The organism is Murinocardiopsis flavida (genome assembly GCF_003014485.1).
In the GTDB taxonomy this organism is placed as follows: Bacteria; Actinomycetota; Actinomycetes; order Streptosporangiales; family Streptosporangiaceae; genus Murinocardiopsis; species Murinocardiopsis flavida.
Window position 1 is genome coordinate 1 of the sequence record NZ_PYGA01000029.1, and the last position, 26,819, is coordinate 26,819.

Genomic DNA, 26,819 nt, shown 5'->3' on the forward strand with positions numbered 1-26,819 from the left:
GCCGCGGCGATGCCCGCCCCCGCGGCCGAGGCGAGCCACGCCACCCTCTACACCGCGATGTCCGGCCTCTTCATCGACGTGCCCATCAGCCCCGGCACACCCGACCTGGACGCGCTCGGCGTCGAAGACCCCGACACCGCCCTGGACAACGGCGCGAAACCGCACCCGTGGGACCTCACCGGCCACACCACCTCACCCGAGGACGACATCGTCGAGAACGCCGCGGGCACCAACATCAACCTGAACGCCGACGTCCTATTCGACACCGACGAGTCCACCCTGACCGGCAAGGCCGACGACATCCTCGCCGAGGCCGCCGCCGAGATCGAGAGTTACGGAGTCACCAAGGTCGACATCGCCGGACACACCGACAGCACCGGCGACGACGCCGTCAACAAGCCCCTCTCGGACAAGCGCGCCGAAGCGGTGCGCACCGCGCTGGAGGACCTGATCGACGCCGAGGTCGACTTCACCGCGACCGGACACGGTGCGGCCGAGCCCATCGCCTCCAACGACACCGAGGAGGGCCGCCTGCGCAACCGCAGGGTCACCGTCACCATCCCCCAGGACGCCAAGCCCGACTCGGCCCCCTCACCGGGCGCCGGATCGGGTGCGACGGGCGCGCCCGCCACGGAGTTCAGCGCGAAGACCGCCGAGGACGAGAAGGCCACCGTGCGGCTCACGGGCCTGCGGCGCCTGGCCGGTGAGGTCGTCATGCTCACCTACACCGTGACCAACGACGATTCCGAGGAGATCGGCGACTGGACCCCCGTCGACACCGCCGACCCCTGGACCTACATGCTCACACCGCCCTCGGGCCTGTCCCTGCGCGACCCCGCCACCGAACGCGAGTACGGCACCGCCGGCTATGTGCCCAAGGGCGAGTCCGACGCCCTGCTCGCCTGCGCGTGCAGCGACATCGACAGCTACCTCCGACCCGGGGAGTCCACCGGTGAGTTCACCAACCTGATGATCGTGCCGGAGAACGTCACGACCGTGGACGTCACCGGCGACCGCCTGCCCGCCATGAAGGGCGTCGCCATCGACTAGCACCCGCGCCGCGGTACCGCGGGCTCCTTGCACGGTCCGGGCCGGCGCCCCGGTCCGCTGCCCGGGGGGCACGTCGGCCGCGGGCCCACCGCCGATGCCGCCCGGACCGGGCTCCGTGCGCTCCCGCCCCGGCACGATCCAGCGCTTCCCCCGACGGTTGGGTACGCCATGTACGGCCCAGAGCCGCACCTCTGCAACGCACCCGCGGCCAGACCCTGCACGACAAGGTGGTCGGCACCGTGGCCGCACGCACCGCATCCGTCCGCGAGTGAGCGGCATCCCCGGCACGGCGTGCCGAACCTGACGTGAATCGGCGCCGTCCCCGGCGTACGCGCCGGGGACGGCGCCCTGCGGTGCCTGCGGCATCGGAGGCGCCCCGCCCACCGGACGCGAGCCCAGATGGGCGGGGGCCGCCCACGTGTCCGCGGCCGGGCGTATCGCGCAGACCCGACCACCCCTTTAATTCGCAAGTTAACTTGCGAATTAAAGGGGTGGTCGGGCACACTGGCGACACCACGCCACACGCCCACCCGAGGGCGGGCCCACCCATAGGAGAGTCCCGATGCACCGCAGCACGACCTCGGCGCTCGTCGGCGCACCCGCCACCCCCAGGGCAGGGCGCGCCGATCAGGTGCGCGAGCACAGAGCCGCTCGCCTGCACCGCTGGTTCGAGGCGCAGCGGCTCCGCGAACGGGCCCCGGCCCGCACCGGCCGCGGTGCCGCCGTGCACCGCGCCACCGGCCCCGGCGCAGCGGGCATCGCCTCCAGCGGCCAGAGCACAGACACCGCAACCGGGACCCCCACCGCGAGCACGTAGAGCCGGGGCCCGGGCACGCGCCCGTCCGAGACACCGACCGCGATCGAAGGAAAGGAGTGGTACACCGCATCGCAAGGCACTAGGGACCCCATCGCCGCCGGCGCCCGCGCCGTCTCCCCACCCTGAGCGCCACCCGCGCTCGGGCGAGTGGTCATGCCACGATAAGCGGCATGAGCACCTCCGTTCCCAAGGGCGGGTGGCCCGAGACCCGCGCGGAGCTCGCGCGTCGGCACGGCGTCTCCGAATCGACCGTCAAACGCGCCCTCGACACCGCCGCGGCCCGCCACAGCGAGGAGCCCGACCGGAACGAGCCGCCCCCGCAACCGGTCAACCCGGGCGCGGTCAGGAACCTGAGGTGGCTGCCGAGCGAGTTCGACCCGTGGTGGCGCAACCGCCGGCGACGCGGGCGCCCTCCCAAGGAAAGCTAACGCCCCATGCCGTCCGGCTTCCCCCCGCCGATCGACCTCACCTCGCTGCCCGGGTTCGCCCGCACCGACGTGCGCACCCCCCACATCACGGTGTTCCTCGGCCGCGTCAGCACCAAGGACAACCAGGACCCGTGCAGCTCCATCCCCGGTCAGGCCGCGACATGCCGCCCCCGGCTCGACGACGGTGAGGCCTTCGCCGGGCACTATTGGGACGTCGAGTCCGGATACCTCGGACTGGACAAGCGCTCTCTGGGAGACGAAGCGTTCTACCGGCAGCTCGGGGTCCCGCTGCCCCGCGACGGAGGCTTGACCGAGCTTCTTGAGGCTGCCCGGGCCGGGCACATCACCCGGGTCCTCTGCGAGCGCAGCGACCGGTGCGCCCGCGACATGCTCGCGGTGCTCACCGTCGAGGACCTCCTGGCCGAGGCGGGCGCCGAGCTCGTCTACGCCAACGAACCCACGATCGAATCCAGTCGAGGGCGGTTGAGTTCCGGGCACCTGCGGATGCGGCGGGGCGGCCAGGTCGAGGCCGAAGTTTTCAAGGTCACCATGGGGGAGATGTCGGAGCGCGGGCAGATCCAGCACGCCGTGCAGGGCTACAACCACGGCACCCCGCCCTACCCCTACATCACCCGCATCGACCCCGACGCCCCGGTCCGCGCCGACCGGTTCCTGCGCCGCCCCAAGCGGCGCCTGGCCCTGCACCCGGACCCGCGCCGGTTCGACACCATGGTGGAGATGTCCCGTCTGCGGCGCGCCGAGCGCGCCGCAGACGCCGAGATCGTGAACCTGTTCGCGTCCGACCCGGGCGCCCACCCCATCGACACCCAGTGGACCCACCAGAGGGTGGCCGGGCTGCTGGCCAACCCCAAGCTCACCGGGCACCAGGTGTGGGGGCGCAAGACCGCACGCGGCACCCGTCTGCGCCCGATCGAGGAGTGGATCTGGTCGCCGCACCCCACCCACCCCGCGGTCCTCACCATCGAGGAATGGGCGGAGGCCCAGACGATCACCGCGCAGATGCGCGCGAGCCGCCGGGACGGCATGGCGCGGGTCCGCGACGCCGCCTCCGCGCAGGGCATGGGCGTGCAGGTCATCCGCTCCAACGACCGCCACGTCGTCTACGGGGTAGGCCCGCACCAGTTCGTGGTGCGGCGCGGCGCCCTTGACGACGCCACCGCCGAACAGGTCATCAGCCACCTGAGGGCGGCCGCATGACGGGCCAGGGAGTCGAGACGCCGCACGAGCGCGCGGTGGTGTGCACGGCGCACCGACAGGGCCGCCGGTGGTACGCCACCGCCTCCGACCTCGGAGTGCACACGCACGGGCGCACCCTGACCGAGATCGCCGGGCTGGTCGCCGACGCTGCGGCCCTGGCGCTCGACACGGCGCCCGAAGAGATCACCGTCGAGGTGGTCCCGGTCTCGGCCGAGCTGGACGCCGTGGCGCAAACGCGGTCCGCAGCAGCGCACGCGCAAACCGCTGCGGTGCGCAAGCTGAGGTCGCAGGGTGTGACGTGGCCGGATGTGGCGCGGTCGGTCGGGGTCCCGCAGCACCGCGCGCGGGCCCTGGCCCGCCGGGAATCGCAGGAGGAGGTGGACGATGCGAAGGCTCCGGTAAGCGAACCGGTCGTGGGCGAGCCGCGGTCGGCGTAGGGTCGCAGCATGCTCCCCGACAGTTCGGGGATGAAGCCCTCTCGTGGCTCCCGCGCACAACCGCAGGACCGTGCTCCCCGCGCACGCGGGGATGGGCCCGCGCCAGCGGTCAGGACCGCCCCCTCCCGGACAGGCCCCGCGCATGCGGGGGTGAACCGCCCGGTCGGCCGGGCTGGGCACGACACCAGGGCGCGTCGGGATGGCGCCCCAGACGCCTCCTCCGCCACCGGCCCCCGGCGAGCTGGCCTGCCCGATCAGCTCGCCGGGGTTCACCCTTTGCAAGCACCCCAGTAGACCGGCGGCGACGGCACGGGCTATCCTCCCGTCCGCACCTCTGAACCGGGACATCGGTGCGGGGTGGAAGCGACCGACGGAATCCCACTCATGCGTGGCTCGAAGGAACCTCCGATGGACATGCGGCTGCCGTCTCCGATCAACGAGCTTGCCGACGATCGGCTGGCCGCGGTCGGCGTACGGGTGCTGCTGAATCGCGGCGATCTCATCGGCTCCGAGGTGCCGGGCAATAGGTTCCGCAAGCTCCGCTGAACCTCGCACGGCCCCGAGAGCACGGAAACCGGGTGCCCAAGAGGTGCGCAATCGGTCGTCCCGCGCGCACGTGGGCCGCACTCGAACAGGTCCTCGAACCGCTTGTCGAGCAGGGGTCGTCCCGCGCGCACGTGGGCCGCACACTGCCCGACCTGCGACTACTCGGAGCCGTTATCGTCTTGTGGCCTACGTGCTGAGGACGTCGGCGGATTACTCCGCCGAGGTGGCGCCGGCCCGATCAGGCCGGCGTCTTCCCGGTTCACCGGTCGCCGCCTGCTGCCCCGAAGGGCAGCAGGACTTCCACGACCTCCGCGGGCGTTTATGGTCTCCCCCCTACCAGGGGCGACCGTGCCGGGTCCCGGCACCGGTTCCGCGTGAGCGGCAATATTACGCGCGGCATTGAGATCGCGGTCGACCCGCATCCCGCACTCCGCGCAGACGAACACCCGATCAGCGAGCGTTTGGCTTGGGTGTCGCCATCCGCATGCCGAGCAGGTCTTGCTGGAGGGGAACCAGCGGTCGACAACCGCCAACCGGGACCCGTACCAGGAAGTCTTGTAATCGAGCTGGCGCCGCAACTCGGCCAGGGCCGCGTCCAGAAGGGAGCGGTTCAGCCCGGCCTTGGCCGCCACGTTGGACCCCGGGGCCTCGACCGTTCCGCGCGCCGACCGGGTCATCCCGCCGACATTCAGATCCTCCACCGCCACACACGCAAACGTGGTCACGAGCCGCTTGGACAGGGCGTGCAGGGTCGTCGCGCGCTTCAAGGCGACCGCGTGGTACAAGCGCCCCACCCGGACCGCGGCCTTCTTCCGCCGCGCCGAGCCCTTCTCCGTTCGCGCCAGTGCCCGCTGGGCTTTGGCCAGGCGTTTAGCAGCGGCGCGCACATGGCGCGGGTTATCGATCAGTACCGCGCCCTCGACCGGCTTCGACAGGGCCGCGAGGTGATGGGTCCCCAGGTCGACGCCGACGCGGCCGTTGCGGCGCTGGCGCCGCGTGGGCGCGGGCAGATCGGTCTCCACCTCGCACAGCACGCTGGCGTACCAGCGCGACCCCCCGCGCGAGACCGTCACCGACTTCACCACGGCCGCACCCGAGGCGACTAGGCGGTGCATCCGCTTGCCGGAGTCGTGCAGCCGCACCGATCCCAACTTCGTGTGCAGATTCAGCCGGCGGTAGCCCTCCAGCCGCAGCATGGGCGTGGCGCCCTTCTTGTTGTGCAGCCGGAAGGAATCCCGGGAACGGTGCTTGGACTTGAACCGGGGGTAGCCCACGCGGCGGCCGGCGCGCTTGCCGGTGAGCGAGTCCAACCAGTTCTTCCACGCCTGGTCAGCATCGTTGAACGCCGACTGGAAGCAGTAGCTCGGGATCTGGTGATGCCAGGGGGCGATTCCGTCCTCGCCCGTCCGGTCGTCGCCCCGCGTGGCGATGAACTCCTTGTACACCGCGGGCTTGCGCGGGATCGCGATACCGCAGTGCCGGCGGGCCTCCGACTCCTCCATCCTCTCGGCCACGAGTGCGTCGACGCGCTCGCGCCACTGCTGGTGGGCCTGGATCTTCATCCCCAGCGCGAAGTTGTAGCCCCTTCGTGCGGCTCCCGCGTACCGCTTCAGCTTAGTGCGCTGGTCCGCAGTCGGGTCGAGCGCGAACTTGAAGGCGCGCAGTACCGTCGCCATCCCGCTCACCTCCCGCCCGCATCGCGGTGCCCTCCGCCGCCCATCTGCTTGGAGGTGACCTTAGGAGCCGGTACCGACAAAACCGCGCCCCGGCGGCCCACCGGCCCGCGCCCCGCCTTGACTTCCCTCCACACCGCGAAAGCCCGAATGCAAGAGTCATGCTCGCTGATGAAGTGTGATGCGTATGATAGTGAGCGTCGGTGAAGTGCTTGTGGTCCCTGGGAGTGTGCGGCCGTGAAGATACCCCCCGCTGAGTGGAGTACCGCGCGCTTCGGCGAGAACGCCGCCGCTCTGGCCAGAGCGCTGGGCGACGGGCTCAGCGACATGCAGGACGCCGTACTGAACACCCAGGGCAGCGCGCGCTCGAAGACGAGATTCGCTTCCGGACAGGCGCGGATGACCAACCAGCACGAGCGCCTCACCGAGAAGGTCATGGCCCTGGGGCTGCCCGACACGTTCACCGTGCGCCCGGACCGGGCCTTCTATGAACTGGTCGTGGTCGGCGACGCCCTGTTCCTGCCCTACTGCGACGGAGCGGCCGCGCAGACCGCGCCGAACTCCGCGTGGCCCAAGCGCACGATGTCGGGCATCGTCAAGGAACTCTTCACCTTCGCCCTCCCGGCGCAGTGGGTCCAGGACCCCTTCGAAGCGTTCGAAGCCGAGCCGGAGGTCGAGCGGAGCCCGTCGCTGGCCAGCCTGCCGGAAAACACCCGGCTCGTGCTCGTGCCCTACACCATGAACCTCTCCGGCCTCCTACAGGCGTGGTGGGGAGAGGCGGCCTTGCTCGATGACACCGGTGCCCTGGAATGGAAGAGTGTCCCCGAGCAACTGCCGGTCCGACCCGCTGACACCATCGTGCGTGAGGCGCTGCGGGATGCGGCCCCCGCGGGAACAGTCGGGGACCGCTTCGATGCCGGAGACCTGCCCGAGGTCGCGCTTTCCCCGCGCCGCGACGGCGATCGGCAGCTCGAAGTTCCGCCCGTGTCCGAGATCGAACCGATGGAACCGAAGTCCCAGGACGATGACCAGGACTGACCACCCACACCTTCCCGGCACGCACCCCGCCGCCTCCACACCGCGCGCGGTCGCCGATGCCTTCGATCCGGCGCGGCTGACCCAAGCGCGCCAGCTCACGACCCTGACCAAGAAGGAGGTCGCCGAGCACATCGGCGTGAGCCCGGCCGCCGTGGGCCAGTACGAGACCGGAAGCACCCGGCCCCGCGCCGACCTCATCCCGAAACTGGCCGACCTCTTCGACGTGCCGATCGTGTTCTTCCTGGCCGGGCGCCCGCACGGCAAGCTGGACGCCTCCATGGCCTACTTCCGGAGCCTGCGCTCGACCCGCAGCTTCCACCGCGACCGCGCCGCCAGCTACGTCGGCCAGATCTGGGAGCTGACCTACGCCCTGGAGAAGCACGTCCAACTGCCCCCGGTCGACCTGCCCGGGTTCAGCGGCGGCGAGATCCACCCCGGCACCGACCTGCCCACCGACCCGGCCGCGGCCGCCGCGGCGCTGCGCAGGCACTGGAGCCTGGGCACCGGACCGGTCACCCACCTGGTACGGCGGATGGAGGCCCACGGCATCGTCGTGATCGCCCCGGCCGAGGCCGACCCGACCGCGCCGAGCGTGGACGCGTTCTCCACCTGCCGGCTGCCGCGCCCCCTGGTCGTGCTCACCGCCAACCGCGCCGACGACGTCTACCGGCACCGCTTCACCGCCGCCCACGAACTCGGCCACCTCATCCTGCACGCCGACATCGCCCCCGGCGACCACCGCCAGGAGCGCGAGGCCGACGCCTTCGCCGCGGAGTTCCTCACCCCCCGCGCCAGCATCGCCGACCTGCTGCCGCGCCGGATGGACTTCACCCGGCTGGCGGGACTCCAGCGCACCTGGGGGGTGTCGGTGAAATCGCTGATCTACCGGTGCCGCGAACTCGACCGGATCTCCGATGCCACCGCGAGCCGCGCTTACCAGCGCCTGCACCGGCTCTCGGTCACCCCGGGGTTTCGCCCCGAGCCGGTCAGCGGCTACCCCGGCGAGCAGCCCGTGATGCTGCGCCAGGCATTCGACCTGGCCACGTCCACGACCGGGACGAGCCTTCGACGGTTGGCGGCCGAACTCGCGTGGAAACCGCAGCGCGTCCTCGACTTGCTGGGAGTGGCCGACACCCGACCGGTCCTGCGACTCGTCTGAGGCACGGTCGCCCCGGAGCCGCTGTCGCCTCCACGGGGCGGCCAGACCCGGGCCGACAGCAGACAACACGGGGGCGAACCATCGAGCCAGCTCCGACCACCAGCGGGGCGCCGGACAGGGCGACCCGTGCCCGGCTGGCGGTCGTTCAGACAACAATCCCGCGGCGGGGCGGCTCACCCCGAGTGGGTGAGCGGCCCGGTCCCGGTGCCACAGGCCGGACCGCTGTGCGCCCGTGGCCCCGCCGATACCCAGCGTCGCGTCGTGGCGGTGCCGGGCGAAGCGGGCCGCGTTCTGACCGATCTCGGCCCCTAAGCCTGCACCGAGGGTCCGATGGCGCGCAGGTAATGTGCTGTGCCCGGCAGGCGTGCTGCCGGGCACAGCGTGGTTGTACCCCGTGCGGGGTCCTGGCCGCGAACTGCCGGCCCGGATCCAGACTCGCCCGAGGGCCCGGGTGTGCGCCACCCGGATGCCGCGCCTGTGGACAAGCACACCGAATCCCCCGGCCCGTCCCGCCGGTGGAGGCGATGCGGTCGTGCCCCCGAACGTCGACGCCGTTGACCGCGATCGCCGCGACGAGGCCCGTCCGCCCCGCGCCGACCCCCTAACTGTGGGTTGGCGCGCCGAGGGAGCGCGCCCGCGCCTGCGCACCGGACCGGCGCCGGGGGCACCGTGCCGCGCGGGATCCCCTCGCGGGTGGGCACCGCCGATCGGTGACGGGCAACCCGCGCCAGGGCTCGTCCTCTGTGTTCACCAGTTCGACCAGGCGCGTCGCGACTCGCGGGCGCGTTTCCTTCTACTGCGGCCGAGACCGGTCACGGTGCACCACCACCGCCCGGCGGCGGCCTGCCGCGGTTGGGCCGGATGCTGCGCGGGTCGTAATGCCAGGCCACACGCACCGGCCACACCGCATCCGGCGCATTGACATGGGTGAGGACCACCCATCCCACCGGCGTCCGCCCCCATGCGAGGACGGCGGCGGGCGCCCATTGGGCCCGGTAGCGCACCCAGCAGGCGGGGTGGCGCGGCGGGACGGTCATCGGCGGGGCGCGGCGGCGGTCCACCGGGATCGCGTCCGGTGGGCGCCGCGTGATGGTCGCGGGGTCGTAGCGGTAGATGCCCGCGGTGCCGGTGTCGATGCGGGTGATGTGGACCTGCCACTCCCCGGCGCGGGTGCGGCGCTGCGTGGTGAGGACCCTGGCACGCCAGCGCCCATCGAGGCGGACCCAGACCTCGCGGTGGCGCACGAGCGCGGGGTCGGACGCCCAGGTGTGCTCCACCCGCTCGGTGTCCCTCCTGTCTCCACTGGCCACGGTGCAACAATAGAACGCCAGTTCGATTCAAGGATGGAGGAGTTCCGTGGCGACGCACCGGTCCCGAGACGGCCTCGGGTGGGTCTATGCGCTGGTGTGCTCCGAATGCGGGCGCCGGCACACCCACGAGCACGGGGTGACCCGTACGGCCTCCGACGCGCGGGCGGCCGCCCGGATCGACGGGTGGCGCGCGCTCAACAACGCCAGTGCCCGCCAGTTCAAACCCGACTTGTGCAGACAGTGCCGGGCGCCACGGTCGAACGTGACCGGCGCCTGAATAGCTCGGCCTTCCCGGTCACCCGGGCCAACGTCCCGTCCTCGGGATTCCCGCGCCCGCAGACAGACCCGTCCCTCCGCACAGGCTGACGGACGAAGCCGCCAAGCCACGCGCCGAGCAGGAGTTTCCCGAAGACCTGACCGCCAGGCCAAGCGTCAACGCGCTGGCGACCTGCACCACCCCCGGTTGTACGGCTGAAGACGTCCGTGCCGAGGTGGTGCTGCACGAGAACGCGAACGGCCTCTACTGGGTGGTGTGCGGACCCTGCGACAACCCGGTCAACGACCTGGTCGGGGTGTTCGACGACGGCGATTACCCACTGCCAGTGCCCGAACCTGGGGCACGGGCATGAGCACCGACTCGCTGCGGTTTCTCCAGACAATTGCCGCCTACACCCATACCAAGGAGAAGAACTCCTCGGCGGCTCGCAGGCTACGCCTGGCCACGATCGACCCCGCATTCGACCCGGCAGCGTTCCTACGAGGAGCCAACCCGAGGGCAAATCGACATTCACCGGCAAGGGATACCCGGTGCTGCCTCCCTACTGGTCGCCCCCCGGCGGCCGGGTGGTGCTCCTGCCTGTCTGAACTACCTACCTCATTGTCGGATCCATTGGCGAAGCACCGTCCGCCCAGGTTCGCGGCGACCTCGCGGTCACCGGGGCGCTGGCCAGCGGGTCGATGGCAATGGACACCGTCGACGTCGTCCACGCCTCCGGCGCCTCAGGCACCCTCCAAACCGCACCCATCACCTACGGGCCACTGGCCGGCGCCGGGCCAACGTACGTGTTCTGCACCGCACTAACCACCGGCACCACGGTCGCCGATGTCCACGCCGCCGAGGTCACGCCCCACTTAGCGACCGTCGGCGTCGTGCGCACCACCACCAATGTCACCACCACGGTGCAATGGTTAGCAACCCGCGGCGCATGAAGTTTCCGAAATCCATTCCTCGAATATCCGGATGCTATACATCATAAAATAATGGGTTGGCAATATCTTCTGGTGCTTCTCTGTGGAGTCATCGGAATTATGAAATATTCATTCTTTGGGGAGTTCCGGTTGGCGCCGCACCACCTGATTCGTCCTGGTGTCAGGCGTTATGTCGTCGGAACCGAATATGGTTGGTGGTTGGTTTTCCAAATCGACTATTTGGTTTGCAATGTGAGCCAATTCATCAATTATTAGAATGTGTTTGATTCTATTCGATTCAATTTCTGCTGGTGTTGCTCGTGTGCCTGGAGTGTTCTTTTCTATTTCTGTGATTTGATGGGCGCCCCAGAAGAGGCAGGCGGCGAAGTAGGTCCCTTTGGTGAGGCGGGTTATGGGGGTTGCGGCGTCGCCGTGGAGGAATTCGTGGAGGTCGGCGAGCCATGCGCGCTCGTCGTCGCGGCGGACGTTCGCAGGGAGGCGTCGTGCCGCGAGCTTGACCAGGGCCTGGGGGATTTGGTCAAGCCGCGTCCGGGCTTCCTTGCTGATCATGTCCGAGAGGATCGTTAGCGCCAGGGCGCCGACAATTGCACCGACCACGGCAATCATGCGGTGCCTTCCTGGTGGCCGAGTCGGAACCTCCGGGCGCCAGGCCATATCTGTGCGTGGAGTTCGGCAAGGCCGATACGGGCCGATGAAGCACCGTTGGCGGTGATCGTATAGAAGCGCCTGGCCGGTCGCCCCTCGGCTTCCTCGTCGATGTCCTCAAACTCGCTGGTGAGCCACTCTGCTTTCTCAAGGCGGGCGAGTATCGGGTATAGGGTGCCGCTGGCAAGTTGCGTATCGCGCATGAGGTCGAAGCCGTAGCGCGGGGCTGATGCGTCTTCAAGGAATGCTTTCAGGACCTTAGCCACGGTGATGGTGATCTTCACATCGTGCATGGTGCCAACTCTACATAGGGTGCTGGCGGTGTCAGTCCACTGAGGGCTTCGGGCCCGCCTGCACTTGACGGCGGGCGAGCATGTGCAAACGAGTGCATCCCCTCGAGGCTGTGAACGCAGGGTGGGTCGTGCGTCCTCATCGCTCCTACGAGGAGCAGCAATACGGCCCGATCGACCTAGTCAGGGACCGCTTACTGTGCGGTCTGTGCCGAAAGAAGACTCGTCGGGCGGGCGTCGCACGTCGCTCGGTGAGCCCTCCAGGGCTCACCGATCCGGATAAAGGCGGTGCAATCCAGTGCAACTCGGCAGAACCCGGATTGCAGCCCCAGGTCATAGCGTGTTTGCGCAGGTCAGTCGGGCGTAGTGCGCGGGTTCGATTCCCGTCATCCGCTCCACAGCACAAAGGCCCAGGTCAGGGAGTAAATCCCGAACCTGGGCCTTCGTCGTTTCCGGGGTTGTGACCAGGCGCCGTGCCATACACGTGCCACAGCCACGGACCGTGACTACCCGCGCCGGACGGCCATGGGCGGCGGGTCGTCGCCGTCGTCGTCCCCGTTCTCGGATGCGTCGTCCGGTGTCTCGCGCGAGCGCCGAAGTTCCTCGGACGCCCGTTCACCGAGGAGGTCCGCCAGTTCGCGAGCCCGATCGTCCCGAGCGTGCAGGTAGATCAACGCGGCCCGCGTGCTGGAGTGGCCCATGCGGTTCATCAGCTCCCGGAGCGACGCCCCGGCTTCGGCGGCGAAGGTGTTCCCGGTGTGCCGAAGGTCGTGCAGGTGGACCCCTTGGAGCCCCACCGCCTTGCACGCGTCGGCCCAGTACTTCGTGAAGTTCGCCCGCCGGAGCTGGTTGCCCTTGACCCCGACGAAGACGAAGCCGTGCGGCCCGCCCTGGGAGTACTCGGCGAGGTGTCGCTTCAGATCATCGATGATCAGCGACGGAAGCGCGACCTTTCGGTATCCCGCCTTGGACTTGGGGGTGCCCTTGATCAGCTCGCCCACGTCGTAGACGGTTTCGCGGACGGCCACCGTGCGCGCGTCGAGGTCGAGGTGCGCGCGCCGGAGACCCGCCAACTCGCCCCAACGCAGACTGCCGAACGTCGCGAGCAGAACGAGCGCCCGGTACCGCGGCTTGATCGCGTCGGCCAGCTTGAACACCTCGGGTACCGAGAGCACCGGGCGTTCCTCGCTGAACTCCTGGCCGGCACCCTCGATCTGACAGGGGTTCTCCCTGATCATCTTGTCCCGGACGGCGGTGTTCAGGATCGCCCGCATGAGCCGGTACGCCTTGGCGATCATGTTTGCCGAGACCTTGGCCTTGCGGCGGGACGCGCGCCAGCGCCGGACGTCGGCCTCGCGGATGTCGCGCAGCAGCTCGTTCGCGAACGTCGGGTACAGGTGCAGCCGCAACAAGACCTCGTACGTCTGCCGGGTCTTCGGCGACAGGTCGCGCTGTTCCATCCATTCGTCCGCGTACTCACGGAAGAGCATGACCCCGGCGTCCGGGTCGAACCAGTCGCCCTGCGCGATCTCTGCCTCTTTGAGCGTGAGCCAGCGCTGTGCCGCCTTCTTCGTCGGGAACGTGGTGGGAGCTTCGCGGAGCCGTCCATCGGGACCCCGATAGCGCGCCTGATAGCGCCCGGACGGCAGCACGCGGATGTTGCCGAATGCCCGCTCCTTGTTGCCCGCCATCACGCGGCCCCCTTCATGCGCAGCGTCACCGGCTCGACAACACCGGAGGCGATGAAGGCGTTGAGGGACGATTCCGGTACACGTACGTGCCGACCGATCTTCACGAAGGCGATGCGCCGCTCTTCGATCAGCCGACGCGGGTAACGCACGCTCGTGTTCAGCCGTTCGGCCACCTCTGCCACGGTCAGAAGCCGACCATCGACGGGGGTTCTATTCGAGGCCATCACGCCGCCTTACCGGTTGCCGAAGGTTGGTGGGTCTGTCGTGCCGTGTCGAGTTGGGTTCTTCTCTTGAGTGCTTCGCCGACCGCGCGCAAGAGGCGGTGTTCGCGGGGTGGGACGTCGGGATCGGTGGGGCGTGCCAGCTCCCATGCGGTATCGGTGCTAGCAATGGCCACAGGGGATGCGGCATCGGTGTCGGGTTCGGGGTTGGCGGGGTCGATGCCGAGGGTTTGAAGTACCCAGGTGAGGCGGTCGGCCTTGTGGTCGGCCACCGTTTTGCCGGACCACTTGCGCGAGACCAGGACGCGGCGCCCGGCATAGCCGAGGTGTTCGCGGCGGTGGGCCTTGGAGCGGCAGAACCCGGGCCGCATCCCTTCCTTGGCGTCTTGGGGCTGGACGCCGTAGCGGAGCCAGTTGGCGCACCGGGGTGAGCAGGGTTCGAACCGCAGTGCCTCAACGAGCCGTTCCACGTGCCGTTCCTGCGCCGAGGACTCGACCGCGTGACAGTCGGCGATGTCCTTGGTCAGGTACTTGGCCAGATACCGGACGCACCGGTCGGCATCCTCCGACCCCGCCAGCACCCCTTTCGCATCCACTTGGCGGCCGAAGCGGACCACATGCAGAGGTTCGGCATCCGGGTCGGCGTCGAGGTCGTCCAACGCCTGATCCCAGGTAGGCAGGACCTCGCCCGTGGCCGGGTCGGCGTAGACCCCGGTGTCGGCGTCCCAGGCGGGGAGGTTCGCCCCGTCGTAGACCACCCGATCGGCCGGAGGCCACCACACCTGGTGGTAGGTCGCGGCGGCGATCTGGCGCAGCTCCGCGCGCGGCAGCGTGCCCCGGGTGGCCATATGCAGGTGCGGGGCCAAGCGGCGTTGGGGTTCGACGGCGGCGAAGTACTGGATGTCGTATCCGGCGACGCGGCGCAGGTTCTGCACGAACCGGTCGATGAGCTTGGAGAAGTGCAGCGCATCGCGGGCAGCCCGCCGGTAGTCATACGTCGAGGGGTCGACCGGTGTGCCGTCGGAGCGCACCCGCCCGTAGGAGTCGAGTGTGAGTGTGAGGAACAGGGAGGGCCGGAAGGTCTTGCCCGAGTTGGGGTCTTCGTAGGTCTGGCCGACCGTCTTCCGGGTCATGGGGCGTTTGGGCAGGTCGGGTGCGTCTTGGCGGCGGCGGGTCGAGCGGGTCCGCCGCAGCTTGGGCTCCGAAGCTGGGGAGGGAGCCGCCTTGCCGCGCAGGCCCGAGGCGGTGATCTCCTCGTCCAGGTCCGCAATCGCGGTGTCCAGCGCAGCGAGGTCGTCGGGGCCGGCACAGCCGGAGGCGGCCAGCGCATCGCGTTCGGCGGTGATGATGGCTCGCTGTTCCACCCACGAGCGCTGCACCTCGGACGGCTCATCCGGGGCCACGGTCGGCTCGTCGGTGAGGTGCCAGCCCTCTTCGCACTGCGTGCGCCGGATGGAGCGCTTGCGTTTCGCGCACGCTGGGCAGCGCGATTCCAGGGTGCTCCCGCACGGCACGTCGATGATCTCGGTACGCCCGGTGCCCAGGTCCGTGCGCCGCAGGGACACCGGCCGGATGCACACCCCCTTGTCGGCGGCGATGGTCTCGGCGACCTCACGTGCCAGGGGTTGGGCCAGGCGTTCGGCGCGGGTGCTCTTGCCGGTCGGAGTGGGCATCAGTCCCCCCGCCCCTCGTGAGCCATGGCGGTGATGTCGTCATCGGAGACGAAGGCGGCCCGCACCCGGACCGGGACGGGGGATCCTTCCAGCTTCACGAAGCCGACGCCGGGAAGGTGGGGGTCGATGAGGTGGGCGTTCGCGCCCCGTTCGCGGGCCCCTTCGCCGAGGACCATGTCCACCTGTGAAGCTTCGTCCAACCGCAGCGCGATCTTGTCGGGGAAGAGGTTGCGCAGGTTCATCACCTCCTTGCGCGGATCCTGGAGTGCAGCCAGTACGGAGACGCCGACCGAGCGGCCTTGACTGGTCAGCGTCGCAATCGCGTTCTCGGCGCGGCGGCGCACATCCCGGTCCGGGTGGTAGGCGGTCAGAAACGCGACTTCATCGACCACCACGACGATGAACGGGTCCGCTGCTGATGGCACGTGGGTGCGCTGCTTCCCGGCGTAGCGGGTCGCCCTCTCCTGCATGCGGGACACGGCCTGTTCGAGCAGGTCCACTGCGGATTCGCCCGAGTCGGCGTAGTGCGCGAACAGCGGTCGGCCGTAGGAGAGTTCCATGCGCTTGGGATCGATCGCCCACACCTGCACCGACCCGTCAGTAACCGCCGGGGTCAGGGCGCGGATCGCCGACCAGATCACCGACCCCTTGCCCGCCCCGGTCACCCCCACGGTCAGGACGTGAGTCCCGTGCAACCGGAGCGTCCACGGGTCCCCGCCTTCACACAGCCCCATGGGCACCGCGCGCAGATCCACCGGGGATTCGACGGGCAGCGCGTCGAGGGGTTCGGCGAGGGTGTCGCGACGCGGGAACTCCAAGGTGACATCCCGAGCACCGTTGACGTGAACGCGGCAGGAGGGGGCGGCGAAGCCGTGCGCGAGCTGATCCACCCGGACCTGGAAATCCTCGGGCTTGGTGCCCGGAACGAGCTTCACGCGCACCCGGTCGGCCCAGTCGGTGCAGCGGACCGAGCGGATCCGGGGCAGGTATTGGCGTTCCTGGTAGGACTCGGCCAGACCGGCGACGACGAGGACGGGTTGCCAGTGCCGCTGGTAGTTGGCGAGCCACCGCCACGCGGCCAGCACCCGCAAAGCGACCAGGCGGCGGAACGAGGACGGCCAGCGCCGCCACCACACGAGTAGACCGAGGTCGGCCACCGACCACATGATGGCGAGCACCAGGGCGCCGAAGGTGTGCCCGATCACCGCCGAGGAGACGATGAGGCCGACCGAGACCGGGAATCGGAACGGGGCCAGGACGACCAGGCGCACGAGCCGGTACACCCAGCGGATGACGACGAAGATGCCCGGCGTCTCGATCGTGGGCGTGCGGAACCGGAACGCCTCAGCAGGGACGCGGGTGGAGGTCTGGACCTGGGTGACATCGGAGCCTGCGTTGCCGAACATCAGAGTCCACCCCCACGGGTTTCGGCGGAACGCGCGGCATCAAGCTGAGTTCGGGCGTTGGCGGCGACCTGGTGGGTTTCGGGGTCGTCGGTCTGCGCGGCGATCCGGTCGAGGAGCGAGGACTTCCACGCCAGCACATCGGCATCCCCGGATGCCGGGGGGACGCCGAGCGTGCGGTTCTCGGTCCGATGGCGCAGGGTGGTCAGGAACGCGGAGATCTCACGGGCAAGAGGGCGCGGTTCGTCGAGGGACATAATCTGGGCACACCTCGTTCGTGTTCTTTGGCTGGCAGGCCGGAATGTTCGACGGGGGTTCGGGGGCGGTGAGGTGTTGGCGCACATCACCGCCCCGCTTGCGTGTGCTCAGGAGGCGGCGGGTTCCTTCGCAGCGGTAGGGGCCGAGCGGCGGCCAGAACCGGCGCCGGGAGCCTTGACGCCCTTGGCGCGCAGGGAGTAGGCCACGCGAGGACGACGGCCGTTGTCGTCCACGTAGGCCACGACCGCCATGGACTCGAACTCCACCGGCCTAAACGGCAGGTTCGGCACCTCATCGGGCAGCGTCGGGCACACATCCGCCGAGACCTTGACCTTCACGCTCTTGGCCTTGCCGCGCGCTTCCGGGTCGGCGTCGATCACGTCTACCGCCCACAGCGGCTGCCCGGTGTCCTTGTCGAGCTGGGGCTTCTTCGTCTCGAAGTCGGTGATGGCTTCCACACCCAGCGCGTAGGCCCCGGCGGGGAAGACCGTGGAGAACTCGACCGGGATCGCACCCTGAATCGCCATGACTTCAACCTTTCGTGTAGCCCCCTAGACAGTTGCGAGCGTCCGCAATCCGTTGACTGTCTAGGGGTATCGACAGAAAGGTAGCACTCGATCCGCGCCATTGTCTAGAGGGGTGTTCAGTCGGTGTGCCAGTAGACGGCGGTGGCGTCGTCGTGGTCCTTCCCGCGCGGATACTCCACCTGTTCAGGGTCCTCGTCCTCAAAGGTGCGGACCAGGCGGATCAGACCCTCAGGGCCGTTCTTGGCGAGGACGTCCATGATTGCGCGCCAGGTGTAGCGGCCGAAGAGGTCGGCGGGGCGGCTGGCGCCGTCGCTGAGCATGGCCAGCCCGGTGATGCCGTCCAGGGGCGTGGTCGCGGTGATGGCTTCGCGGGCCGCACCGGGATCGGCCCCCGCGGTCCAGAACCCGCCGGGCACGTTGCGATAGGCCCGGATCTCGTCGCGACGTTTCGCGCGTTCACGGTCGTATCCGGGTGTACCCGGGGCCGAGGTCAGCGGTGTGTCTCGGAGTTCGGCCTTGAGGTCGTCCAACCGGGTATCGGTGACGGCTTCGGCTCCGCCGTACCGGCGGTCGATGAGGAGAACGGAATCCGACAGCACGAGGTAGTCGAGCCGATCGCCGACGAACCGCACAATGACCACGGTGGCCGAAGGGCCGTCCTGGTTGGTCAGGTCGCAGGTGTCGGCATGCAGTGCGGCGGTCGCCTCGATCGACTCGGCCAGGGCATCGGCCAGTGAAACGCCCGGGGCCAGGTGGGAGAGGAGGAGACCGCCCAGGCGGCGAGTGAACCAGGCGACCCCGTGAACGCACCCGGACTCGATTCCGGACGGGGTGCCGGCCCCGTCGAGGAGGACGGCGGCATCGGTGGTGAACGCGGTGAAGTCCTCGTTGTCCCGGTCCGGGTCGCCGGGGGAGGTCGCTGCGTGGAACGGCACAGCGGGTCAGGCTTCGTCGTGGCGGTACAGCGGGGTCAGCAGCTTGGTGGCCACCGGTTCCTTGGTCTCGGGGTCGTACTCGGTGTCCACCAGGGTCGAGAAGGGGTGCGTGCCCACCTGGCCCCACAGGCTGGACAGGTCGCGGTTCAGCAGGTGCACGACCCCGCGCGAGCCGGGGGTGTGGATCCCGGCCAGGGCAAGGAAGGTGCCCTTGCCGTCCGGGCGGGGGAGCCGCCCGAGGTAGGCCACATCATGCGGGCGCCACGGCTCGGCGTCGCTGCCGGAGGTGTAGGCGGTGCCGGTGCGGGTGTCGCGCAGCTGCCACCAGAGTGGTTCGGGGTTCTCCCACTGCAACACCGGATCGGTGGCATAGGCGGTGCGCATGGCGTCCGACATCGCCGGGCCGCAGATCACCACGAGGTTGGGACGGTTGAGGTCGATGCGCCCATCGACGCTCACGTGATCCTCGACCACGTCCAGCTCGAAGGACCGGACGAGTTCCTGCACCCCCTGTCCGGTGGCCAGGTCATCGAAGGACAGCATCGGCCGGTTCTTCTGCGGGTCGTGGCGCAGCGGGGTCGCCACGGTGACGGTGCCGGTACCGAAGAACGCGCCTTCCGGGGCGGGGCCGGTGTGGCGGATCTGGTGGATACGCCCCCGGCTCAACCCGGCCTTCTCCGCGATCTGGGCGTACGACAAACCTTGGGCGTGGAGTTCCTGGATCAGGCGGCGGCGCAGCCGCGCCAGCTCGGTCACTTCCTGCTGTGCTTCGGCCAGGCGTTCGGTGGCCGTGCGCAGCAGCAGGAACGGGTCCTCGATCTGCGCGATCTTCTCGAACTGGCCCGGCATCGGTCCTCTTCCGTCGACTCGTAATGAGTCTAGGACCCTAGACAATGCGTCGGGTAGTGCCTCGCCGGTCTCCGCACTCACCGCCTTCAAACGACGCCGACGGCGCGGCATCTTCGGCCCGCTCATGGAGCCGAGTCGTCAACCAGCTCAGCCCACACCACACGCCCGTGCGTCACCTCATCGGCACCCCACGCCTTGGACAGCGCGGAGACGATGAACAACCCCCGGCCATGCTCGCGATCTGCGTCCACCTCGGTGGCGACCTGGTGAGGGACGCGGACACTGGAACCTTCATCCATCACCGAGATCAGCACCCGGTCAAAATCGCACTCCACCGCCACGACATAGGACGGGATACGCGCATCGCTACGCGAGTGCAGCACCGCATTCGCGGCCAGCTCGCTGACCACCTGCACCGCCACGTCCGCCACCGAGCGGTCGGCCAACACCTGCGCGACGAACGCCCGCGCTGAGGACACCTCCCGCAGCAACCCGGGGAACGCTCGAGACCACCGTTGCACCGCAACCACCACCGTCTAGAGGGCTATACACCTTGAGCAGGAATCATAACCATCGTCTAGGGGGGTAATCAAGTCACTTCTAAGTTGGATTCCTGCATGTGGCTACCTCAGGCTTTTTTGCGTCCTTCAGCGACAAAAGAGGAGGGGAAAACTCTGGTGAACTGACCTCGGGATGGCAAATATTTCTACTTTTTACGTTGCCTGACTTTATGTACTCGATGGTGCGGTCTGACTCATTCAGTACGAGGAACCATCCGTCCCTGTTGGAGATAGTGTAACCAACTCTGGTTTCGCCAGACTTAAGTTCTAGTTCCTCCGCTGGAACCCAGGGTGCTCGAATCACTTCGGACAGATGTTCCTCATTGAATGGGACTCGAAAAACATGCTGCACGAAAAAAACGGAAAACGTTGCAAAATAAGCAACTACGATACCAACGAGAAGGCGAGGTATTGCAAGAAAGAAGCGAATTGCGGCAGTCTCGGAATTGAATTTTGGAGCGTGGTAGGCGAAAAAGAAAGAAAGAATCGACCATAAAACAAAGTAGAGAAGTGGTGCAGCCGTTGTAGCGCTGGAAAAGGTGGATGTGAAGTACCATCTGTAATCATCTAAACCTTGTGAGTTCCAGAGTAGATAGATATCGCGCCACAGTATGACAAGTTGTTTACCTGCTTCTCTAGAACCTTCAGTTGTAGAGGCGTAAGCGGGTGAGAGGATTGCCGTCGCCCCTAGAAATATCCAAAATGAAACCCAGCGCCGAAACAAGGCCAGAATTAGCGTAAAGACAGGGAGGTATGGGGGGAGGAGGGGGACAATCGTACCGACGAGAGTTCCTGTGACACCCCCTGCTGCGGCTATGGAGGTCGCTACTGTGGTGTCGTAGTTCGATATGAATATTAATCGTGCCGCTGACGCTATCAGAATAATTAATGGTGATGCCGCCAGTGCCTTGACGGACCGAGTCATAACTCTCGGATTCGTCACCTGTTCAGCCATGCACACCCTCTTGGTTTAGGTTGAAACATTTTGACATAGACTCCTATCATCTTGCTTTCGGTTGAAATATTTTTGCCGATTTTCGCTATATGAGATCAAGGCGACGGCGCTTCGCGCCGTCGCGGGCGTGGTGGCTGGGGCTCAGGCTGCGGGCTGGCGCCCGGTCCTGAGCCCCAGCCACCACGCTTCGGTTGGTCTCGGTCGATTGGCCGGCCTGCCGGGGAGTTCGCCTTGGGTTCAGGTCTGGTGGTACCAGGGGGCTCCGCGCCCCCTGGACCCCCGGAGCCCGCACGGAACCTGGCGCGATCAAGGACGTGCGCGGCTGAAGACCGATCGCGCCAGAACCCGCGCGGGATCGGTCTGCGTGCGAACGGCGTGCGGTTGGGCCTTGCGCATCACTGCCAATGCTTTGCCGATCGGCAATCCGTGCCACACACGTGCCATACGGGGCGGTCAATGCCGGGGAATCACGGGGAATCGGCGGCAATCGTCGAGTATCGATGCAGGTCAGAGAACCACAGTTCAGGCCGGATCGTTCTGGTTGTCTTCCCAAGCTGATAGCGCGGGTTCGATTCCCGTCATCCGCTCCATGATCAAAATCAGCCCTGACCTGCGAATATAACCCGCAGGGAAAGGGCTTTTTTGATGCCCAAGGCTCACCGAGGGCTCACACCCCCGCGAAACCGGGCCGGATCGCCCCCCGCACGTCCCCGTCCGCGCCGCCGCTGCGGACTTTTCCTCGCCGCCCTGGGCTGTTCCGGGGAGCCGATTGGTCACAGGCGGGATCCAGCCCCACGACCCCGGACGAGCCGGCGACGGCTCCCCAGCCATTGGAGTCATCCGACCTCGAGCTGCCGGCCGCGATCATCTTCATGGCACGGCTCGCCGGATGCTGCCGCCTGGATCGCCGTGCTGAACGCTCAGGTGCACACTTCCGGGCCTTCGTCGGGATCGCCTGCACGCTGACTTGCCATCGCCGATTCACCGCATGACATGAGTCCTCAGAGGCGCCGATGGCGTTCGAGAGGTCGCTTCTGGCTAGGTTTGTGCCCAAGATCGGGCAACAGACAGGGTCGCGATGGCAGAAGCGGGGCAGCGGGTGGGCGGGTTCCGCCTGGTGCGGGAGTTGGGCGCGGGCGGGTTCGGCACGGTCCACCTGGGCGAGGACGCTGCGGGTCGGCGGGCGGCGGTGAAGCTGCTGCACCCCCACCTGGCCAACGACGCCCAAGTGCGCCGCTACTTCGTCCAGGAGCTGGCCACTGCCCGCACGGTGCAGGGGTTCTGCCTCGCCGCGATCCTGGACGCCGACGCCGAGGGCGAGCGGCCCTGGATCGCCACCGAGTACATCGACGGCCCGACCCTGGCCCAGGCGGTGCGCGAACACGGCCCCCGCACCGGCGGGGACCTGGACCGCCTGGCGGTGCAGACCATCACCGCCCTGGCCGCCATCCACGCCGCCGGGGTGGTGCACCGCGACCTCAAACCCGCCAACATCCTGCTCGGGCCCGACGGGGCGCGGGTGATCGACTTCGGCATCGCCCGCGCCCTGGACGCCGGCACCGCCTCGGCCACCCGCATCGGAACCCTGGGCTACATGGCCCCGGAACAGGTCGAGGGCACCGCGCTGGGCCCGGCCGCGGACCTGTTCGCCTGGGGCGCGGTCATGATCCACGCCGCGACCGGCGCGGAGGCGTTCCCCGGCCCCACCCAGGCCGCCCGCATCCACCAGGTCCTCACCGGGCCGCCGCAGACCGGGGACCTCGCCGACCCCCTGCTGGGCATCGTCCTGACCTGCACGGCCAAGGACCCCGCCCACCGTCCCACCGCACGCCAGGTCCTGGACATGCTCCTCACCGGCCGCACCACACCCCCTCCTCACGAAGGACCTACCACCGCTGCCGAAGACGACGAGGAGGCCCGACTGCGCTGCGCCGTCGAAGGCGGCGACACCGACGCCATGAACAGCCTCGGTGTCCTGCTGCGTGATCAGGGGGAGGAGGGTGAGGCCGAGGAGTTGTACCGGCGCGCCATCACCGAGGACGGGAACACCTGCGCCATGATCAACCTCGGTGTCCTGCTGCGTGATCGGGGAGAAGAGGGTGAGGCCGAGGCGCTCTACCGGCGCGCCATCACCGAGGACGGGAACACCTGCGCCATGACCAACCTCGGTCTCCTACTGGCGGGACGGGGTGAGGAACATGAGGCCGAATCCTGGTTCCGGCGCGCCGTCGAGGGTGGCGAAACCTATGCCATGTATTGCCTCGGTGTCCTGCTGGCGGGGCGGGGGGAGGAGGGTGCGGCCGAGACACTTTACCGGCGCGCTATCGAGAGCGGGAACACCAGGGCCGTGATCGGCCTCGGTGTCCTGCTGCGTGATCGGGGGGAGGTGGGTGCGGCCGAGACACTTTACCGGCGCGCTATCGAGGGCGGGAACGCCGACGCCATGGTCAACCTCGGTGTCCTGCTGGACGAGCGGGGTGAGGTGGGTGCGGCCGAGGAGTTGTATCGGCGCGCCATCACCGAGGGCGCGAGCACGACCGCCATGGTCAACCTCGGTGCCCTGCTGGACGAGCGGGGTGAGGTGGGTGCGGCCGAGGAGTTGTATCGGCGCGCCATCACCGAGGGCGGGAACACGACCGCTATGTACAACCTCGGTGTCCTGCTGGCGGGGCGGGGTGAGCGGGGGGGAGGCCGAGACGTGGTACCGGCGCGTCATTGCCGAGGTCGGCGGCACCGACGCCATGACCAACCTCGGTTTCCTGCTGAAGGGTCAGGGTGAGCGGGGGGAGGCCGAAGCGTTGTACCGGCGTGCTATCGCCGAGGGCGGGAACACCCGCGCCATGGTCAACCTCGCGTTCCTGCTGGAGGGGCGGGGCAAGTACATCGAGGCCGTGAAGTGGCGGCTTCGAGCGGCGAAGGCGGCATGGGGCGGGGGTCGGGACCGGCAGGACTGAACACCTCGGGACCTCTTCCGCAACCCGCTGGGCAAGCATCGCCTCCGTGCTGTTGCCGGCCGCGGTGGAGGAGCGCGCACGCCAGTGCCTCGGGAGTGTCCATCGCAGGCTCCTCCCGCCGACCACCACCGCCACCCCGCGCGGACCCGGGCCCTGCACCACTGCCTGCGCCCGCGCAACGCCAACGCCCGCCTCCCGACGTTCTCGCCGCCCGGCGTGGGGAACGCGCTCGCATCCGCAGTGCAAAGGGGATCCGGTGGGACGGGCGCCCCAGCACCCGCGGCTTGACCACGTGATCAAGCCGAGACCGTCAACTCGCAACTACTGGCGATCCGGTACAGCACGTTCGGTCGGAGCGGACCTTCGGGCGCCGTGAGGTCGTCGAGGTCATCGGCCGGGTCCCGGGTCATGCCGATCCGGCGCGTCACCGCCTGTGAACGAAGGTTGGCGGCTGTTGTCACAGTGAGCACCTGGTGAAGTCCGAGAGTGCCACCTCCACACCGTCTTCCACCAGGGGCGCTGACACGCACATTGGCGGGCACCTGAGCACAGCGCACCCGACGGGGACGATGTCCGGGTCCGCGCCCCGCCCGCCGGCCGTGGGCCGGGATCGGTCCCCGCGTGTAGTCCACGGGTCGGGAGGGGTGTGCCGAGGTGCTGGTGACGGCGGTGGCCGCGCGGGGGGCGTGGTCCGGTGTGCACCGTGGTGCGGGGGTTGCCGGAAGGCGACAGTTTCACAGCCTTTGCGCTCGATTTGTCGATCATGGCTGCGGTGTCGCTTACGGTTCGTCCATCGTTGGAAATGGAGGCGCGTGTGACGTTCATCGATCCCCGCACTTTGGCCCACACCCTTGCGGTGGCCGAGCAGATGCACTTCGGCCGTGCTGCCCAGGAGCTGTACACCTCCCCGTCCGTTATCAGTAGAAGCGTCAAGAGTCTGGAGAACACCGTGGGTGCACCGATCTTCGATCGCGGACCGGGTCGCGAGGTGGAGATCACCGCCCGCGGGCGCCATGTGCTGGCGCACCTGCGCCGCACACTGGATGCCCTGGAGTCCCTGCCCAGCGCCGGGGCCGGGGTCGAACCGGGCGCGTCGGTGCTGCGAATCGGGGTGCTCGGCGTCGGCTTGGGCGAGATGTGGGAGCCCGTCCGCTCGACCTGGGCGCAGCGGTGGCCCGGCGTCCAGCTCTCCTACACGCCGATCTCGACCCAGAACCACGACACCGCCGTGCTGCTCGGCGAGGTCGACCTCGCCATTGTTCAGCTCACCGGGGCCGAGGAGCCCGAGTTGGAGTGCCTGACGACCTCGACCTGGTCGCGCGCGATCGTGGCGCACGCGAGCAGCGAGTTCGCGGACGCCGACCTGCTCAACCCCGAGGACGTCGCCGACGCCCCGTTCCTGGCGGCCGATGCGCGCGGCCGGCTCGCCGACTGGTCGGACGACCTGCCCATTGCGGAGGCACCCCGCGACACCGTGATCACCGACCCCGGCCACGTGAGCACGGCGGTGGCGACGACCCGCCGCCTGTCGCTGCACGGAATGGTCGGCCAGGACCCCTGGCAGACCCGGCACGTGCGGTGGGTGCCGCTGTCCGGGCGGCCGTGCCGGATCGGTGTGACGGTGCGCCGCGACGACCAGCGGCCCGCGCTGCGGGGCCTGCTCGACATCATCGATCTGTGCCACCGCACCCCTGAGAACGCGGATGCACAAATGTAGTTGAAAGTCAATGAAAACCGTCGGAATTTTACCTTGCGAATTGCGGCAATGACAAATGCTGTCGGCCCGTGGTGGTGTGGATGCATGGCGTGACGCGCCGCACCCTTCACCACGGACCGGGAGGCACCCGACCATGACCGCCGCCGACATCCTCGCGCAGCCTCTGGGGACGTCGGCCCTTGGTCCGGTACTCCTGCCCGCGGGCGACAAGCGCAGCCCGGGCGGTGTGGCGCTCAGCACCCGGGCCGGCATCGTCCTCGTCGACGCGGGGATGGGTGCCGACGACGGCGAGGAGGCGCTCGCCCAGGCGTCGCGGGCCAGCGGCAGCGGACGTCTGGCCGCAGTGGTCTGGACCGGTCCCGACCAGGGACTCGGCGAGCGGGTGCCGGAGCACACCGCGCGCGTCACCGCCGACGATGCCGGACCGGGGCATCCGCTTCCCGGGGCCGGCTGCGCCTACCGGCTCGGCAGCGACCCCGTTGCGGTGGTCTGGGACGAGCACAGCGGACTGCTGGCCGCCGGTCAGCTGCTGGCCCCAGGCGCCCCGCTGCTCGGCCACCTGGGACTGGGCACGGCCCGCACCGCGCTGCGGACCCTGGCGGGCCTGCCCGTGCGCACCGCAATCGGCGCCTACGGGACCGTCCACACCGGCGAGCAGGCGCGCCGCGCGCTGCGCTCCCGCCTGGTCTACCTGGACGTCGTGGAGCGGATCGCCCGCGCCGGGTCGACCGCCTGCACGTCCCCGCGCGCCGCGGCGGCCGACGCCTGGCAGCGCGGCGAGCTGAAGGCGTGGGACGCCGCGGCGCCGGAGCGGCACCTGCTCAACATCCACGCCGCCTACGCCCACGTGCAGAACCGCGCACTGGGCCCCGACGCCTGGCAGGAGGCGTGCGGCATCGCGTCCTGACCCGTTGAACCAAGGGGCGGCCCCTCCACACCTCCCAGGCAGCCCCTCCCAGCCGCGCCCCCGGAGACTCCCTCCCATCCCCTCCGGGGGCGCGGCACTCCCACGTCTCGGTGCGTTCTGTCGTCTCGGGCATCCGCCGCAATCCGCGTCCGCCGCGTCGGGCGTCCCACCGTCCGGAGCGTCCGCCGCATTGAGCGTCCCGCCGCCTTGGACGACTCGCCGCAGGGGACGGTTCTGCGGTGGTGACGGGTTTCGTGGGGGCGCGCGGGAAAACCAGTGGGAGATTCGGACGTGTCGCGGTGTCGATCCGGGCGGTGCCCGTTCGTATAGGGGGTAAGAGGCCGGCACC

The 26,819-nt window shown here is 68.9% G+C and carries 28 protein-coding genes; 13 read left to right on the plus strand and 15 right to left on the minus strand.

Annotation, left to right across the window (positions count from 1 at the left end; genetic code table 11):
* The 6 genes from CLV63_RS28660 to CLV63_RS33830 form a co-directional block, all read left to right on the plus strand.
* On the plus strand, window positions 1-1,050 hold a 1,050-nt coding region (locus CLV63_RS28660), incomplete at its 5' end, for an OmpA family protein (RefSeq protein ID WP_106586374.1).
* 562 nt (window positions 1,051-1,612) lie between these two features.
* Window positions 1,613-1,867, plus strand: coding sequence for a hypothetical protein (locus tag CLV63_RS28665; RefSeq protein ID WP_106586375.1), 255 nt, complete (start codon window positions 1,613-1,615; stop codon window positions 1,865-1,867).
* 170 nt (window positions 1,868-2,037) lie between these two features.
* Entirely contained in the window at window positions 2,038-2,295 is a 258-nt protein-coding gene (locus CLV63_RS28670) for a hypothetical protein (RefSeq protein ID WP_106586376.1), read from the plus strand.
* A 6-nt stretch (window positions 2,296-2,301) separates the two neighbouring features.
* A complete protein-coding gene (locus CLV63_RS28675; RefSeq protein ID WP_106586377.1) occupies window positions 2,302-3,513 on the plus strand; it encodes a recombinase family protein in 1,212 nt (403 codons plus the stop codon).
* Window positions 3,510-3,950, plus strand: a complete 441-nt coding sequence (locus CLV63_RS28680) for a hypothetical protein (protein WP_106586378.1) — start codon at window positions 3,510-3,512, stop codon at window positions 3,948-3,950. Before CLV63_RS28675 ends, CLV63_RS28680 begins: the two co-directional genes overlap by 4 nt.
* A gap of 408 nt (window positions 3,951-4,358) precedes the next feature.
* On the plus strand, window positions 4,359-4,496 hold the full coding sequence (locus tag CLV63_RS33830; protein ID WP_170134364.1) for a hypothetical protein: 138 nt from the start codon (window positions 4,359-4,361) through the stop codon (window positions 4,494-4,496).
* 158 nt (window positions 4,497-4,654) lie between these two features.
* On the opposite strand, the gene CLV63_RS28690 is transcribed toward CLV63_RS33830, so the two are convergent.
* Window positions 4,655-6,172: an RNA-guided endonuclease InsQ/TnpB family protein gene (locus CLV63_RS28690; protein WP_211301521.1), complete on the minus strand. Its 1,518-nt coding sequence runs from the start codon at window positions 6,170-6,172 to the stop codon at window positions 4,655-4,657.
* 234 nt (window positions 6,173-6,406) lie between these two features.
* Between CLV63_RS28690 and CLV63_RS28695 the strand changes: the two genes are divergently transcribed.
* Entirely contained in the window at window positions 6,407-7,207 is an 801-nt protein-coding gene (locus CLV63_RS28695; protein ID WP_106586379.1) for a hypothetical protein, read from the plus strand.
* Entirely contained in the window at window positions 7,194-8,366 is a 1,173-nt protein-coding gene (locus CLV63_RS28700) for a helix-turn-helix domain-containing protein (RefSeq protein WP_106586380.1), read from the plus strand. Before CLV63_RS28695 ends, CLV63_RS28700 begins: the two co-directional genes overlap by 14 nt.
* Before the next feature lie 812 nt (window positions 8,367-9,178).
* Here the strand turns inward: CLV63_RS28700 and CLV63_RS28705 are convergent.
* Entirely contained in the window at window positions 9,179-9,676 is a 498-nt protein-coding gene (locus tag CLV63_RS28705) for a hypothetical protein (RefSeq protein WP_146165689.1), read from the minus strand.
* Between the two features lie 963 nt (window positions 9,677-10,639).
* On the opposite strand from CLV63_RS28705, the gene CLV63_RS28715 reads away from it, so the two are divergent.
* Window positions 10,640-10,885: a hypothetical protein gene (locus tag CLV63_RS28715; RefSeq protein ID WP_106586383.1), complete on the plus strand. Its 246-nt coding sequence runs from the start codon at window positions 10,640-10,642 to the stop codon at window positions 10,883-10,885.
* A 108-nt stretch (window positions 10,886-10,993) separates the two neighbouring features.
* On the opposite strand, the gene CLV63_RS33330 is transcribed toward CLV63_RS28715, so the two are convergent.
* The 12 genes from CLV63_RS33330 to CLV63_RS33335 all read right to left on the minus strand — a co-directional run bounded on the left by CLV63_RS33330 (window position 10,994) and on the right by CLV63_RS33335 (window position 20,892).
* Window positions 10,994-11,491 carry a hypothetical protein gene (locus tag CLV63_RS33330; protein ID WP_146165690.1) on the minus strand — a complete coding sequence of 166 codons (498 nt, stop codon included), beginning with the start codon at window positions 11,489-11,491 and terminating at the stop codon, window positions 10,994-10,996.
* Complete coding sequence (locus CLV63_RS28720) at window positions 11,488-11,823, minus strand: PadR family transcriptional regulator (RefSeq protein ID WP_211301522.1); 336 nt, start codon at window positions 11,821-11,823, stop codon at window positions 11,488-11,490. Before CLV63_RS28720 ends, CLV63_RS33330 begins: the two co-directional genes overlap by 4 nt.
* Window positions 11,824-12,326: 503 nt before the next feature.
* Window positions 12,327-13,511, minus strand: a complete 1,185-nt coding sequence (locus CLV63_RS28725; RefSeq protein ID WP_106586384.1) for a tyrosine-type recombinase/integrase — start codon at window positions 13,509-13,511, stop codon at window positions 12,327-12,329.
* Window positions 13,511-13,735, minus strand: a complete 225-nt coding sequence (locus CLV63_RS28730; protein WP_106586439.1) for a helix-turn-helix domain-containing protein — start codon at window positions 13,733-13,735, stop codon at window positions 13,511-13,513. The genes CLV63_RS28725 and CLV63_RS28730 overlap by 1 nt, the downstream gene beginning before the upstream one ends.
* Window positions 13,735-15,405, minus strand: a complete 1,671-nt coding sequence (locus tag CLV63_RS28735; protein ID WP_106586385.1) for a replication initiator — start codon at window positions 15,403-15,405, stop codon at window positions 13,735-13,737. The genes CLV63_RS28730 and CLV63_RS28735 overlap by 1 nt, the downstream gene beginning before the upstream one ends.
* Window positions 15,405-16,811, minus strand: a complete 1,407-nt coding sequence (locus tag CLV63_RS28740; protein ID WP_106586386.1) for an FtsK/SpoIIIE domain-containing protein — start codon at window positions 16,809-16,811, stop codon at window positions 15,405-15,407. The genes CLV63_RS28735 and CLV63_RS28740 overlap by 1 nt, the downstream gene beginning before the upstream one ends.
* Entirely contained in the window at window positions 16,811-17,065 is a 255-nt protein-coding gene (locus CLV63_RS28745; RefSeq protein ID WP_106586387.1) for a hypothetical protein, read from the minus strand. The genes CLV63_RS28740 and CLV63_RS28745 overlap by 1 nt, the downstream gene beginning before the upstream one ends.
* A gap of 108 nt (window positions 17,066-17,173) precedes the next feature.
* Window positions 17,174-17,593: a plasmid replication, integration and excision activator gene (locus tag CLV63_RS28750; protein WP_106586388.1), complete on the minus strand. Its 420-nt coding sequence runs from the start codon at window positions 17,591-17,593 to the stop codon at window positions 17,174-17,176.
* 116 nt (window positions 17,594-17,709) lie between these two features.
* Window positions 17,710-18,528 carry a protein phosphatase 2C domain-containing protein gene (locus CLV63_RS28755; protein WP_106586389.1) on the minus strand — a complete coding sequence of 273 codons (819 nt, stop codon included), beginning with the start codon at window positions 18,526-18,528 and terminating at the stop codon, window positions 17,710-17,712.
* Between the two features lie 6 nt (window positions 18,529-18,534).
* Window positions 18,535-19,377, minus strand: a complete 843-nt coding sequence (locus CLV63_RS28760) for a sigma-70 family RNA polymerase sigma factor (RefSeq protein WP_106586390.1) — start codon at window positions 19,375-19,377, stop codon at window positions 18,535-18,537.
* Window positions 19,378-19,499: 122 nt separating this feature from the next.
* Window positions 19,500-19,868: an ATP-binding protein gene (locus tag CLV63_RS28765; protein ID WP_170134365.1), complete on the minus strand. Its 369-nt coding sequence runs from the start codon at window positions 19,866-19,868 to the stop codon at window positions 19,500-19,502.
* A gap of 109 nt (window positions 19,869-19,977) precedes the next feature.
* Window positions 19,978-20,892 (minus strand): hypothetical protein, encoded by a 915-nt coding sequence (locus CLV63_RS33335; RefSeq protein WP_146165691.1) that lies wholly within the window; start codon window positions 20,890-20,892, stop codon window positions 19,978-19,980.
* 1,078 nt (window positions 20,893-21,970) lie between these two features.
* On the opposite strand from CLV63_RS33335, the gene CLV63_RS28775 reads away from it, so the two are divergent.
* Both CLV63_RS28775 and CLV63_RS28780 read left to right on the plus strand, forming a co-directional pair.
* Entirely contained in the window at window positions 21,971-23,671 is a 1,701-nt protein-coding gene (locus CLV63_RS28775; protein WP_106586393.1) for a tetratricopeptide repeat protein, read from the plus strand.
* Window positions 23,634-23,846 carry a tetratricopeptide repeat protein gene (locus CLV63_RS28780; protein ID WP_106586394.1) on the plus strand — a complete coding sequence of 71 codons (213 nt, stop codon included), beginning with the start codon at window positions 23,634-23,636 and terminating at the stop codon, window positions 23,844-23,846. Before CLV63_RS28775 ends, CLV63_RS28780 begins: the two co-directional genes overlap by 38 nt.
* Window positions 23,847-24,142: 296 nt before the next feature.
* Here the strand turns inward: CLV63_RS28780 and CLV63_RS28790 are convergent, their stop codons facing one another.
* Window positions 24,143-24,307, minus strand: coding sequence for a hypothetical protein (locus CLV63_RS28790; protein ID WP_245929148.1), 165 nt, complete (start codon window positions 24,305-24,307; stop codon window positions 24,143-24,145).
* Window positions 24,308-24,660: 353 nt separating this feature from the next.
* Between CLV63_RS28790 and CLV63_RS28795 the strand changes: the two genes are divergently transcribed.
* The gene (locus CLV63_RS28795) at window positions 24,661-25,563 is read left to right on the plus strand and encodes a LysR family transcriptional regulator (protein WP_170134366.1); all 903 of its coding nucleotides are present in this window, start codon (window positions 24,661-24,663) and stop codon (window positions 25,561-25,563) included.
* 133 nt (window positions 25,564-25,696) lie between these two features.
* Window positions 25,697-26,470 (plus strand): hypothetical protein, encoded by a 774-nt coding sequence (locus CLV63_RS28800; protein WP_106586396.1) that lies wholly within the window; start codon window positions 25,697-25,699, stop codon window positions 26,468-26,470.
* The last annotated feature ends 349 nt before the right edge of the window (window positions 26,471-26,819 follow it).